The organism is Micromonospora sp. A3M-1-15, from assembly GCF_024213425.1.
Lineage (GTDB): Bacteria > Actinomycetota > Actinomycetes > Mycobacteriales > Micromonosporaceae > Micromonospora > Micromonospora chersina.
The window spans coordinates 381,510-394,029 of record NZ_JANAVK010000001.1; the positions used below are offsets into that span (position 1 = coordinate 381,510).

At 73.6% G+C, this 12,520-nt stretch carries 10 protein-coding genes; 4 read left to right on the forward strand and 6 right to left on the reverse strand.

All coding sequences use genetic code 11. The features are described 5' to 3' along the window. Positions 1-75 precede the first annotated feature (75 nt). Positions 76-1,413, forward strand: a complete 1,338-nt coding sequence (locus NLX85_RS01755) for a uracil-xanthine permease family protein (protein WP_254331266.1) — start codon at positions 76-78, stop codon at positions 1,411-1,413. Between the two features lie 60 nt (positions 1,414-1,473). Here the strand turns inward: NLX85_RS01755 and NLX85_RS01760 are convergent, their stop codons facing one another. Both NLX85_RS01760 and NLX85_RS01765 read right to left on the reverse strand, forming a co-directional pair. Continuing rightward, positions 1,474-3,963, reverse strand: coding sequence for a DNA topoisomerase (ATP-hydrolyzing) subunit A (locus tag NLX85_RS01760; protein WP_254331267.1), 2,490 nt, complete (start codon positions 3,961-3,963; stop codon positions 1,474-1,476). 31 nt (positions 3,964-3,994) lie between these two features. Beyond that, entirely contained in the window at positions 3,995-6,109 is a 2,115-nt protein-coding gene (locus NLX85_RS01765) for a type IIA DNA topoisomerase subunit B (protein WP_254333559.1), read from the reverse strand. 144 nt (positions 6,110-6,253) lie between these two features. On the opposite strand from NLX85_RS01765, the gene NLX85_RS01770 reads away from it, so the two are divergent. Both NLX85_RS01770 and NLX85_RS01775 read left to right on the forward strand, forming a co-directional pair. Next, positions 6,254-6,910: a class I SAM-dependent methyltransferase gene (locus tag NLX85_RS01770; RefSeq protein ID WP_254331268.1), complete on the forward strand. Its 657-nt coding sequence runs from the start codon at positions 6,254-6,256 to the stop codon at positions 6,908-6,910. A 121-nt stretch (positions 6,911-7,031) separates the two neighbouring features. Next, the gene (locus NLX85_RS01775) at positions 7,032-8,288 is read left to right on the forward strand and encodes a hypothetical protein (RefSeq protein WP_254331269.1); all 1,257 of its coding nucleotides are present in this window, start codon (positions 7,032-7,034) and stop codon (positions 8,286-8,288) included. Between the two features lie 69 nt (positions 8,289-8,357). Here NLX85_RS01775 and NLX85_RS01780 read toward each other — a convergent pair whose 3' ends face one another. Next, positions 8,358-8,990, reverse strand: coding sequence for a class I SAM-dependent methyltransferase (locus NLX85_RS01780; protein ID WP_254331270.1), 633 nt, complete (start codon positions 8,988-8,990; stop codon positions 8,358-8,360). Then, positions 8,990-9,427 carry an Rrf2 family transcriptional regulator gene (locus NLX85_RS01785; protein ID WP_254331271.1) on the reverse strand — a complete coding sequence of 146 codons (438 nt, stop codon included), beginning with the start codon at positions 9,425-9,427 and terminating at the stop codon, positions 8,990-8,992. The genes NLX85_RS01780 and NLX85_RS01785 overlap by 1 nt, the downstream gene beginning before the upstream one ends. A 161-nt stretch (positions 9,428-9,588) precedes the next feature. Between NLX85_RS01785 and NLX85_RS01790 the strand changes: the two genes are divergently transcribed. Next, positions 9,589-10,797, forward strand: coding sequence for a globin domain-containing protein (locus NLX85_RS01790; RefSeq protein ID WP_254331272.1), 1,209 nt, complete (start codon positions 9,589-9,591; stop codon positions 10,795-10,797). 473 nt (positions 10,798-11,270) lie between these two features. On the opposite strand, the gene NLX85_RS01795 is transcribed toward NLX85_RS01790, so the two are convergent. After that, positions 11,271-11,975 (reverse strand): YwiC-like family protein, encoded by a 705-nt coding sequence (locus NLX85_RS01795; protein ID WP_256566255.1) that lies wholly within the window; start codon positions 11,973-11,975, stop codon positions 11,271-11,273. A gap of 179 nt (positions 11,976-12,154) precedes the next feature. Then, positions 12,155-12,484 (reverse strand): cupin domain-containing protein, encoded by a 330-nt coding sequence (locus NLX85_RS01800; protein WP_254331274.1) that lies wholly within the window; start codon positions 12,482-12,484, stop codon positions 12,155-12,157. Positions 12,485-12,520: the final 36 nt, after the last annotated feature.

The following is a 12,520-nucleotide window of genomic DNA, read 5'->3' on the forward strand; positions in this document are numbered from 1 at the left end:
CCGGCCGGCGCCGTGCTAGAAACAACTCTCAGGGTCGATCACGCCCCCGTCACCTGACGACGCGAAGGGCGCAGCATGACCCAGTCCCCCACCTCCCGCTGGTCCCCGTGGCGCCTGCACGGCAACGGCCGCTCGGTCACCCCCGGCGATGTCGTCCACCCCGACGAGCGGCTCTCCTGGCCGCGGACGGTCGGCGTCGGCGTGCAGCACGTCGTCGCCATGTTCGGCGCCACCTTCACGGTGCCGCTGATCACCGGCTTCCCGCCGGCCACGACGCTCTTCTTCTCCGGGCTGGGCACGCTGCTGTTCCTGCTGATCACCGGCAACCGGCTGCCGTCGTACCTGGGATCGTCGTTCGCCTTCATCGCCCCGGTGCTGGCCGCGAAGACCGACGGCGGCATCGGTGCGGCGCTCGGCGGCATCGTGGTGGCCGGCGCGGCGCTGGCGCTGGTCGGCGTGGTGGTGCAACTGGCCGGGGCGCGCTGGATCGACGCCCTCATGCCGCCGGTGGTGACCGGCGCCATCGTGGCCCTGATCGGGCTCAACCTGGCCCCGGTGGCCTGGGACGGCGGCGGCAGCGGCACCGGGTTCAAGTCGCAGCCGCTCATCGCGGTGATCACGCTGGTCGCGATCCTGGCCACCACGGTGCTCTTCCGCGGCTTCCTGGCCCGGCTGTCGATCCTGCTCGGCGTGGTGATCGGCTGGGTGCTGGCCGCGCTGCTCGGCAAGCTCGACCCGACGGCGGTCACCACGCTGAAGGAGGCCGCCTGGGTGGGCCTGCCGCAGTTCCACGCGCCGAGCTTCGGCCTGCGCGCCGTGGTGCTGGTCATCCCGGTGATCCTGGTGCTGATCGCGGAGAACGCCGGGCACGTGAAGGCGGTCGCCGCGATGACCGGGCGGAACCTGGACCGGGACATGGGCCGGGCGTTCCTCGGCGACGGCGTCGCCACCGTGCTGGCCGGCGCGGGCGGCGGCTCCGGCACCACCACGTACGCGGAGAACATCGGCGTGATGGCGGCGACGCGGGTCTACTCGACGGCCGCGTACTGGGTGGCCGGGTTCGCGGCGGTGCTGCTCGGGCTCTGCCCGAAGTTCGGCGCGCTGATCCTCACCGTGCCGGCCGGCGTGCTGGGCGGCGCCACCACGGCCCTGTACGGCCTCATCGCCGTCCTGGGCGCCCGGATCTGGATCGAGAACCGGGTGGACTTCCACGACCCGGTCAACCTGATGACCGCCGCGGTCGCCGTGATCGTCGGCGCGGCCAACTACACCCTGACCGCCGGGGACCTCTCCTTCAACGGCATCGCCCTGGGCACCGCCGCCGCCCTGGTGATCTATCACGGCATGCGCCTGATCGCCCACCTCCGCGGCACGACCCCGGCCTCCCGTCGAGGCCCCGAACCCGAACTCTGACCCCCTGATGCGGATAGGGGCCCTGCGGCGCAGCCGCAGGGCCCCTATCCGTGCTGACGATCAGTCGCGGTCGATCTGGTGGCCGATCACCGTGGGGCCGAGCATCACCGCGAAGCCGGAGCCGTCGCGGCGGGGGTCGGCCGGCGGCAGCTCGACCGGATCGCCGGTGGCGGTGGCGCCGACCGGGCGCGGGCCGATCCAGGCCACGGCCAGGTCCAGCTCACCCTTGAGGAACCGCTGGGCGCGCACGCCGCCGGTCGCCCGCCCCTTCGCCGGGTACGCCTTGAAGGGCGTCACCTTGACCGTGGCGCCCGTCGAGGTGACCACCATCGGCTCACCGTGACCCGGGTCGTCGGTGCGGATCGCGCCGAAGAAGACCACCCGCGTGCCGGCCGGCAGGTTGATGCCGGCCATGCCGCCGCCCTTGATGCCCTGCGGCCGGACCACGGACGCCGCGAAGCGCAGCAGCGACGCCTCCGAGGAGACGAACGCCAGGGTCTCCGCCCCGTCGGTGAGCCAGGTCGCCCCGACCACCTCGTCGCCGTCGCGCAGCGAGATCACCTCGAACTCGTCCGAGCGGACCGGCCACTCGGGCGCGCAGACCTTCACCACGCCGTGCCGGGTGCCGAGCGCCAGGCCGGGTGAGCCCTCGGCGGACGGGCCGAGCGGGGCCAGCCCGACGACCGTCTCGCCGGGCTCCAGCGGCACCAGCTCCGCGGCCGACATGCCGCCGCGCAGCGACACCGTGCCGGACTGCTCGGGCAGCACCGGCAGCGGGAGTACGTCGATCTTGAAGGCCCGCCCGGCGCTGGTCACCAGGAGCACCCGGCCGCGGGCGGTGGAGTGCACCGCCGCGCGTACCGCGTCGTGCTTGACCCGGCCGCTGCGCCGGCGCGCCTCGGCGGCCTCCTCCGACTCGGCCGCGGTCCGGGCGACCAGACCGGTGGCGGAGAGGATGACCTGGCAGGGGTCGTCGGCGACCTCCAGCGGACCGGCCGGCACGGAGGCCGCCAGGACCTCCTTGAGGTCGCCGTCGACCAGGGTGGTGCGGCGGTCGGCGCCGGACTGCTTCACCACGGCGGCCAGCTCGTCGGAGACCAGCTTCCGCAGCACCTTCGGGTCGTCGAGGATCTTCGACAGCTCGGCGATCTCGCCGCGCAGCTTCTCCTGCTCGGCCTCCAGCTCCAGCCGGTCGTACTTCGTGAGCCGGCGCAGCGGGGTGTCCAGGATGTAGGTGGCCTGGATCTCGGACAGCTTGAACTTCTGCATGAGGCCGTCCTTGGCGGCCTGGGCGTCATCGCTGGCCCGGATCAGCTTGACCACCTTGTCGATGTCGAGCAGGGCGATCAGCAGGCCGTCGACCAGGTGCAGGCGCTCCTCGCGCTTGCGCTTGCGGTACGCGCTGCGCCGGGTCACCACCTCGTAGCGGTGGGCCAGGAAGACCTCCAGCAGCTGCTTGAGGCCCAGCGTCTGCGGCTGGCCGTCCACGAGGACCAGGTTGTTCACGCCGAAGGACTGCTCCAGCGGGGTGAGCCGGTAGAGGTCGGCCAGCAGCGCCTGCGGGTTGACACCGACCTTGCACTCGACGACCAGCCGGGTGCCGTTCTCCCGGTCGGTGAGGTCCTTGACGTCGGCGATGCCGGTCAGCCGCTTGGTCTTGTTGACCTCGTTGGTGATGGCCGCGATGACCTTCTCCGCGCCCACCCCGTAGGGCAGCTCGGTGACCGTGATGGCCTGCCGGCCCCGGCTGCCCTCCAGCGGGCCGGTCTCCACCCGGGCGCGCATCCGCACCACGCCGCGCCCGGTCTCGTACGCCCGGCGCACCTCGTCCAGGCCGAGCAGCAGCCCGCCGGTGGGCAGGTCGGGCCCGGGGACGAACTCCATGAGCTTGTCCAGCGTGGCGTCCGGGTGGTTGATCAGCCAGCGGGCCGCCTGGACCACCTCGGCCAGGTTGTGCGGGATCATGTTGGTGGCCATCCCGACCGCGATCCCGGACGCGCCGTTGACCAGCAGGTTGGGGAAGGCCGCCGGCAGCACGGTGGGCTGGGTCAGCGAGCCGTCGTAGTTGGGCTCGACGTCGACGGTGTCCTCGCCCAGTTCGCCGACGAGCAGCATGGCCTCGCGGGACATCCGGGCCTCGGTGTAGCGGGCAGCGGCCGGGCCGTCGTCGGGCGAGCCGAAGTTGCCGTGCCCGTCGATGAGCGGCACGTTGAGCGAGAAGTCCTGCGCGAGCCGGACCATCGCGTCGTAGATCGCCGCGTCGCCGTGCGGGTGGTACTTGCCCATCACGTCGCCGACGATCCGGGCCGACTTCACGTGGCCCCGGTCGGGGCGGTGGCCCTGCTCGTGCATCGACCAGAGGATGCGCCGGTGCACCGGCTTGAGCCCGTCCCGGGCGTCGGGCAGGGCTCGCGAGTGGATGACCGAGAACGCGTACTCCAGGTAGGAGTCCGAGACCTCGTTGACCAGCGGGTTGTCGAACACCCGGGCGCCGGCCTGGTCGAAGGCGGAGAGGTCCGCCTTGGCGCGGTCGTCCTTGCGGCGTGCCATGGTTCAGCTTTCCCTTCGAAGAACCCGGTGGTCAGGCGTCGATGGCGTCGCGGTCGACCAGGTCGGCCGATTCGATGAGCCAGTTGCGGCGGGGCTCGACCTTCTCGCCCATGAGCAGTTCGAGGATCCGCTCGGCGGCCTCGACGTCGTCGAGGGTGATCCGGCGGACCGCCCGGGTCGCCGGGTTCATGGTCGTCTCCCAGAGTTCGTCGGCGTCCATCTCGCCGAGACCCTTGAACCGCGGGATGGGCGTGACGATCTGCTTGCCGGACTTCTCCAGCTTGCGGACCGTCGCCTCCATCTCGGCCTGCGTGTAGGTGTAGACGGTCTGCGGGTTGCGGCCCCTGGTGGTGATCTTGTGCAGGGGCGGCATGGCCGCGTACAGCCGGCCCGCCTCGATCAGCGGTCGCATGTAGCGGGCGAAGAGCGTGATGAGCAGGGTCCGGATGTGCGCGCCGTCCACGTCCGCGTCGGCCATGATGAGCACCCGGCCGTAGCGCAGGGCGGAGAGGTCGAAGGTCCGCCCCGAGCCGGCGCCGAGCACCTGCACGATCGCCGCGCACTCGGCGTTGTCCAGCACCTGCTGGAGGTTCGCCTTCTGCACGTTCAGGATCTTGCCGCGGATCGGCAGCAGGGCCTGGTATTCCGAGGAGCGGGCCATCCGGCTGGTGCCGAGCGCGCTGTCCCCCTCGACGATGAACAGCTCGCTGCGGTCCACGCCGGTGGCCCGGCAGTCGACCAGCTTGGCCGGCATCGACGCGCCCTCCAGGGCGGTCTTGCGCCGGGCGGCGTCCTTCTGCTGCTTCTGCGTGAGCCGGACGCGGGCCGCGTCGACGATCTTCTGGAGCACCGTCCGGGCCTCGGCCTTGGTCCTCCGGTCCTCCAGCCACGCCTTGAGGTGCGCCTCGACCAGGCCCTGGAGCACCTTGGTGATGCCCGCGGTGGACAGCTCGTCCTTGGTCTGCGAGGTGAACTGCGGCTCCGGGATCCGCACATGCACCACGGCGGTCATGCCCTCCAGGACGTCGTCCAGGGTGGGCGCGTCCTCCTTGGGCTTGAGCAGGCCGCGGGTGTTGCGGGCGGCCTCCGCCAGCGTGCGGGCCAGGGCCCGCTCGAAGCCCTTGCGGTGGGTGCCGCCGTGGGCGTTGCGGATGGTGTTGGTGAAGCACTCGACGGTGCGCTCGTAGCCGGTGCCCCAGCGGAAGGCCACCTCGACCTCGGCCCGGCGCTGCACGTTGGACTGCATGACGCCGTTGGCGTCGGCGGCGTTCTCCCGGTAGGTGCCCTCGCCGGTGACCAGCAGGGTGCCCGAGACCGGGCGGTCGCCGGCCGGGGCGAGGTATTCCACCATGTCGGTGAGGCCGTTGGGGAAGTGGAAGTTCTCCTCGACGGCCTTCTCGCCGGTCTCGTCGCGCAGCCGGTAGGCCACGCCGGGCACCAGGAAGGCGGTGTTGCGCAGCTTGAGCCGGACCGCCTCGGTGTCGAGCGCCGCGCCCGTCTCGAAGTAGCGCGGGTCGTGCCACCAGCGGATCGAGGTGCCGGTGCGCTGGCCGCGCTTCATGGCGCCGACGATCTGGAGGCCGGGGCCGGGGGTGAACGGCGCGTCCGGCCCGTCGCCGTCGAAGATCCCGGGGACGCCGTGCCGGAACGACATCGAGTGGACCTTGCCGCCGCGGCGGACGGTGACGTCGAACCGCCGGGAGAGTGCGTTGACGGCCGAGGCGCCCACGCCGTGCAGGCCACCGGAGGTCTTGTAGCCGGAGCCGCCGAACTTGCCGCCCGCGTGCAGCCGGGTCAGCACCAGCTCCACGCCGGAGATGCCGGACTTGGCGTGCACGTCGGTCGGGATGCCGCGACCGTCGTCGTCGACCCGCACCGAGCCGTCGGCGTGCAGGATCACGTCGACCTTGGTGGCGTGACCCCCCACACCCTCGTCGGTCGAGTTGTCGAGGATCTCGTTGACGAGGTGACCCACGCCACGGCTGTCGGTCGAGCCGATGTACATGCCGGGGCGCTTCCGGACGGCATCGAGGCCCTCCAGGTGCGTCAGGTCGTCGGCCCCGTACAGGGTCTCAGGCTGTGCGGTCAACTGGTCGTACTCCCAGGTCTCGGCGGTGTGGTGCCGGTCACCGTGTCGATTCCCCAACTCGATCGCCACGGGCGGCGCGCCGCAGCGAGCCTAGCCCGGCGCTCCGACAGAGCTGTGGCACCCGTGCGGTGCGTTGTCCGGTTAGGCTCCCGGCGGTCCGTGCCACCGCCCTCGTGAGGGGGCTGGAGCGAGGAGGCGTCCGTGCGGGACAACGTCGTGAACAGCCCGGTGTCTTCCCGGACCGCCGCCGGGGACGAGCCGGTCGACCGCTTCGAGCGGCTCTACGCCGAGGCCGAACGGGGCGCGGCGGTGGTGCCGTGGGACCGGGACGGCCCGCACTCGCTGCTCGCGGAGTGGACCGACCGGGAGCGACCGGACGGCACCGGCCGCCGCGCCCTCGTGGTCGGCTGCGGCTTCGGCCGCGACGCCGAGCACCTGGCCCGGCTGGGCTTCGCCACCGTGGCCTTCGACATCTCCCCCACCGCGGTGCGGACCGCCCGCCGCCGCCATGCCGGCTCCCCGGTCCGGTACGAGACCGCCGACCTGCTCGACCCGCCGGCCGCCTGGCTCGGCGGGTTCGACCTGGTGCTGGAGAGCATGAACGTGCAGGCGCTGCCGGCCGGGGTCCGGGAGCGGGCGATCCCGGCGGTGGGCCGGTTGGTCGCACCCGGCGGGACCCTGCTGGTGATCATGGCTGGCCGGCGCGACGACGAGGAGGTCGAGGGCCCGCCCTGGCCGCTGACCCGGGCCGAGCTGGACGCCTTCGCCGCCGGGTCGCTCGTCCCCGCACGGACCGAGGAGATCGTCGCCCCGGACGGCGGGCTCCGCTGGCGCGCGGAGTTCCGCCGGCCCGCCTGACCCAACCCGCCCACGGCCCGGCGCGCCCCGCGCGCCGGGCCATTGACGTGCGTCACACGGCCGTGGTCTGATCGCCTCCTCAGAGGATCTTTCACATTTAGATGTGTGAGGGGGTCGGGACATGTCCCTGTTCCGTCGTGCCGCGCTCGCGGCGGCGCTGGCCGTCGCCGCGGTGGCGCTGCCGGCAGCCGTGGCGCCCGCCGGGCCCGCCGCGGCCGCCCTGCCCACCGCCGCCGTGGCGCTGGGCGACAGCTTCATCAGCGGCGAGGGCGCCGGGGCGTACGCGCCGGTGGTCGACGTCAACGGGGTGGCCCAGGGCTTCCCCGGCTGGTCGGCGCCGAACAGCAACGCGTACTTCTGCCACCGCTCGCCGAACGCCTCGCTCTTCCAGGCCGACCTGCCGGGCATCGCCGCCCGCTTCAACCTGGCCTGCTCGGGCGGGCAGCCCTACGACATCGCCGGCGCCTCCGCGACCCGGACCAAGGGGCGGCAGGTGAGCGCCCAGCTCGACCAGCTCCGCGCGGTGGCACAGACCCACGACATCGACCTGGTGCTCGTCGGCCTCGGCTCGAACAACAGCTCGTTCACCTTCGGCAGCGTGGCGGAGAAGTGCGCCAACCGCTTCATCGCCGACGCCTGGACCGGCTGGTGGGAGTTCTGGGCGTACCTCGGCGGGCCCGTCGAGCAGGAGCCGTGCACGGACGCCGACCTGGCCACCGCCGCGCAGTTCAGCGCGGCCACCGCGGAGACCACCGCGGCGGTCCGGCAACTGCTCACCACCCTCGACCAGATCGACGCCGACGGCCAGCACCGGGTGGTGTTCCAGGACTACACCAACCCGCTCCCCACCGACCTGGCCTCGCCCTACTGGACTGAGGACGACCGGGACGACACCCGGGACAAGTTCCGCGCCCTCGGCGCCGAGCGGTACGCGGCCGGCTGCCCGATCCACCGGGCCAGCCTCGCGCCGGGCCAGCGCTTCTCCCAGGGCCTCGGCACCCTGGTCAGCTCGGTCCGGACCACCCTGGCCGCCGAGTTCCCGCAGGACGACCTGGTCTACCTGAACGTGCAGCGCGCCTTCGACGGCGCCCGGCTCTGCGAGTCGGCGGGCAGCCCGGGCAACGCCCTGGCCACCCCCATCCGGCTCATGGACGGCCCGACCGGTGTCTTCGTGACCAGCCTCTCCGGCTACGACAAGCTCGACATCCAGCGGATCGCGAACGCCTGCGGCACCTACTTCCAGACCTGCCAGGAGTCCTGGCACCCGAGCGCCGCCGGCCACCGGGTGCTCGGCCGCTGCCTGACCGGCGCCGCCGCGACCGGCGCACGGGCGGTCTCGTGCGTCCGCGCCCCGGACGGCACGATCACGGTGAGCTGACCGGCGTCGTGGGGCGTCCCCGCTCGGGGGCGCCCCACGGCGGGTCGCGCCGGAGCCGGCACGCGGGACTCAGGGACGGACAGCCGCGCCGAGAACGTGCGGCGACGCGGGACCCGGCATCCCGGCCGGCGGGAAGCGGAACCGGTCCAGCTCGACCACCGTGAAGCCGGCCGCCCGGATCGCCGTCACGGTGTCCCGCGCGGTGTGGCAGCCGGCGCAGCAGAGCGGCCAGAGCGTGGCGTCCGCCAGGCGCTGGGCCCGGCGCAGCCCGGGTGTCTCCGCGACGACGTGCTCGTAGAAGCGGAGCTGCCCGCCCGGCCGGAGCACCCGGCGCGCCTCGCGCAGCGCCACCGCCTGGTCGGGCACCGAGCAGAGCACCAGCGACAGCACCACCGCGTCGGCGCTCGCGTCGGCGACCGGCAGCGCCTCGGCCAGGCCGGCGGCCACGGTCACCGGCACCGGGGCGTCGGGCACGGCGGCCCGGAGCGCGGCGCGCAACCGGGGCTCCGGCTCCACGGCGAGCACCCCGGTGACGGTCGACGGATAGTGCGGCAGGTTCCGCCCGTTGCCGGCGCCCACCTCGACCACCCGGCCCCGCAGCCCGGCCACCAGGCGGCGCCGGTGCGCGGCGGCGCCGGCCCGGTCCATGGCGACGCTGGCCCGGGCGAAGACCCGGGCGAAGATCGGATGCGAGACGGCCATCAGGGACGCACCGGTGGGGCGCCGAGGGCGAGCAGCAGCGGACCGGCCGCGCCGTCGGCCAGGTCGCCGAGGCGTACGCCGTCGAGCACGGCGAGGAAGGCGGCCTGGGCCCGGCGCAGCTCGCCGCGCAGCCGGCAGCCGGCGACCAGCGGGCAGGCCGGCTGCTCGCAGTTGACCACCTCGTCGTCACCCTCGAAGGCCCGGACCACGTGGCCGACGGTCAGCTCCCCGGCGTGCTCGGCGAAGGTCACCCCGCCGGAGCGGCCCCGGATGGTGACGAGCACGCCGAGCCGTTGCAACCGCTGCACCACCTTGGCCACGTGGCTGCGCGGCAGCGCGAGCTGGGTGGCGAGCTCGTCCACCGTCGTCCGGGCCGGGGAGGCGGCGGTCAGCATGGCGATGCGCAGCGCCATGTCGGTCGACCGGTTGAGCTTCACGCCTCGACCCTAGCCAGCGGTCGCTCGTCGCGACACGGGTCGAACCGCCCCTTGCCGGGTGTGACGAGCGCTACCGCGACCCCGGGACCTTCGACCCTGAAGAGGAGTTTTGGATGCCTGTTCAGTGGTGAGCGACCTGTTCGACGCCACAAGGAGTAATCGTGCTTTCGGAATCCTCAGCAGCGGTGGTGACGGCGACCCTGCCCGCCGTGCAGGCCAACGGCGAGGCGATCACCGGCCGGTTCTACCAGCGCATGTTCGCCGCCCACCCGGAGCTCCTGAACATCTTCAACCGGAGCAACCAGGCCACCGGCACGCAGAAGGCGGCGCTGGCCGGCGCCGTGGTCGCGTACGCCGAGCACCTGATCGGGGGCAGCGCCGTGCCGTGGGGGCCGATCCTGGACCGGATCGCGCACAAGCACGTCTCCCTGGGGATCACCGCCACCCAGTACACGATCGTCGGCCGGCACCTGATGGCCGCGGTGGCCGAGGTGCTCGGCGAGGCGGTCACCCCCGAGGTCGCGGCGGCCTGGGACGAGGTGTACTGGCTGCTGGCCTGCGAGCTGGTCGCCCGGGAGGCGCGCCTCTACACCGAGGCCGGGGTGCCGGAGAACGGGTCGGTGTGGCGCGAGTGGCGGGTCACGGACAGGACGGCGGAGACGCCTGACGTGGTGTCGTTCACCCTGGTCCCCGCCGACGGCGGAACGGTGCCCGGCTTCACCGCGGGCCAGTACACCTCCGTCGCCGTCGACCTGGACGGCGGCCGCGGCCAGCAGATCCGGCAGTACAGCCTCTCCGGCCGGCCCGGCGCCGACCACTGGCGGATCACCGTGAAGCGGGTACGCGGGACGGGCGGCGCGCCCGACGGCATGGTCTCCGGCTTCCTGCACGAGCGGGTGGCCGTCGGCGACACGCTGCGGCTCAGCCCGCCGTTCGGCGAGGTCAGCGCGCTCGGCGGCGGGGAGCCGCTGCTGCTGGTCAGCGCCGGCATCGGACTGACCCCGGCCATGTCGGCGCTGGCGCACCTGACCGCCACCGAGCCGGAGCGGCCGGTGACGCTGGTGCACGCCGACCGCAGTGGGGCCGCGCACGCGCTGCGCCACGAACTGCCCGCGCTCCAGGAGCGGCTGCCGAACCTGTCGGTGCGCCTCTGGTACGAGGACGCCGCCGGCGCCGAACTGGCCGGCATCAAGGCGGAGATCACCGAAGGGCTCGTGGACCCAGCGCTGGTCCCGCTCGCCCCCGACGCGTACGTGCACCTGTGCGGGCCGGTGCCGTTCATGACCCTGGTCCGGGGCGGCCTGCTGCGCCGGGGCGTACCGGCCGAGCGGATCGCGTACGAGGTGTTCGGTCCGGGCATGCTGCGCTGAGGCTCGCCATCCGCGGCGACCGGGGCCGGTGTCGGGCACTGCCCGACACCGGCCCCGCGCCATCTCGGCGACCCATTGTGATCCCACCCGCCACCCGGCTCGAAGGAAGACCGCAGCCGCAACCGACCGCACATAACCGCGACCACGCTCCGTGAGACCGCTGCCGCCCCGGCATCCCCCGCAGACTCGCTTTGCTCTGCAGCCCTATAGGCATCGCTCACGGAGGGTTGCCGGTGCGTATAGGGCTGCAGAGCAAAGGCGGGCTGGGGGTGGTGGGGGGCCGGGGGACTTGGTGCGCGTTTTGGCTGCTCGGTCAGAGGATGCTGGCGGCGACCCCGGAGGCGGACCCTCAGCAGTGCCGTCACGTTTCGTAACCACGACCGTCGGAGGCGGCAGTCACTCAGGGTCGCGAGCGCCGGCCCCGCGGGCGGCGTCGGGCCACTGGCGGGCCGCGGCACGGCCCGCGTTCCCGGTCAGGCCCAGCGGGCGGCCACCGCGGCGAGCACCAGCAGGGTGCCGACCATCTCGATCAGTCCCACCCGCACCGGGCTGAGCCTCCGGCCGGGCAGGACCCCCGCCCGGAGCAGCAGCAGCGCGAAGACCGCCGCCACCGCCGGCCCCCATCCGGCGACCATCGCCACCGCCAACGCCACCAGGTGGTACGCAAGCGAGGCCCACCGGTACCGGGCGCTCCCCCGCTCCCGGATCATCGTCTTGACGTACAGCACCGTGCCGACCAGGTACGCGCCGACCGCCGCCGCCACCCCGACCAGGTCGGCCGGCGGGACCTCGGCGACGGTGGCCACCACGAACACCACGAGCAGGCTCTGGGCCACCGAGGCGAGGTCGTTGAGCAGGGCCCGTTCGCGGCGGAGCCGGGCGTGGCCGACGTTGACGGCGAGGAGCACGGCGTAGAGCGGGACGTAGCCGAGGACGGCGGGGCGGGCGAGCAGCACGGGCACCCCGAGCAGCGCGGTCGCCCCGCCGTAGACCAGGAGCTGCGGGCGTACCCGGTCGGGGCGGCCGGTCTTCACCGCGAGCAGGGCGTAGTACGAGAACAGGTACCCGGCGAGCCCGACGCCGAGCACGGGCAGGTGCGGCCAGTGCGGACCGGTCACGCCGACCGCCGCGACGTACGGCAGGAGCAGCATCGCCCAGGCGCCGTGCTGCGGCGGCAGCCAGCGGTTCCGGCGGCCACGGGCCGGTCGAGCGGACCGCGCGGCCGGACGACCGGAAGCGCGTCGGGCGGCGAACCGACCCGAGCCGGTTCCGGCTGCGGGCCGATCCGCGGCGGGCTGACGGGAGATGGAGTCCGCGGCGGGACCGGTGCCGGTGGCGCTCAACGGTCGGACGGCGCTCACCCGCGGGCGACCGTGAGCAGCACCACGGCGTCCTCGTCGGCGTGCAACGCGTGGTGGGCGTCCGGGATCACCAGCAGGTCTCCCGCCGAACCCGGCCAGGTCCGGTCCCCGGCGGTGAGCCGGACCCGTCCGCGCAGCACCTGGAGCGTCGCGCCGCCAGGGCTGGCGTGCTCCGCCAGGGCGTGGCCGGCGACAAGCGCGACCAGCGTCTGTCGCAGCAGGGTGGTCGGACCGCCGTGCAGGGTCCGGGCGCTGCGCCCGCTGTCGGTGGCCCGGGCCAGGGTGAGCTGCTCCTCGGCGAGCACGGGCAGTGAGGACGGGGACACGAAGACACCTCCCGGTCGGATCGTCGCGGGCACGGG

Coding starts and splice junctions, on each gene's coding strand:
- NLX85_RS01760 (WP_254331267.1), bottom strand. CDS start 3,963: ATGGCACGCCGCAAGGACGACCGCGCCAAGGCGGACCTCTCCGCCTTC.
- NLX85_RS01780 (WP_254331270.1), bottom strand. CDS start 8,990: ATGGCCGTCTCGCATCCGATCTTCGCCCGGGTCTTCGCCCGGGCCAGC.
- NLX85_RS01755 (WP_254331266.1), top strand. CDS start 76: ATGACCCAGTCCCCCACCTCCCGCTGGTCCCCGTGGCGCCTGCACGGC.
- NLX85_RS01775 (WP_254331269.1), top strand. CDS start 7,032: ATGTCCCTGTTCCGTCGTGCCGCGCTCGCGGCGGCGCTGGCCGTCGCC.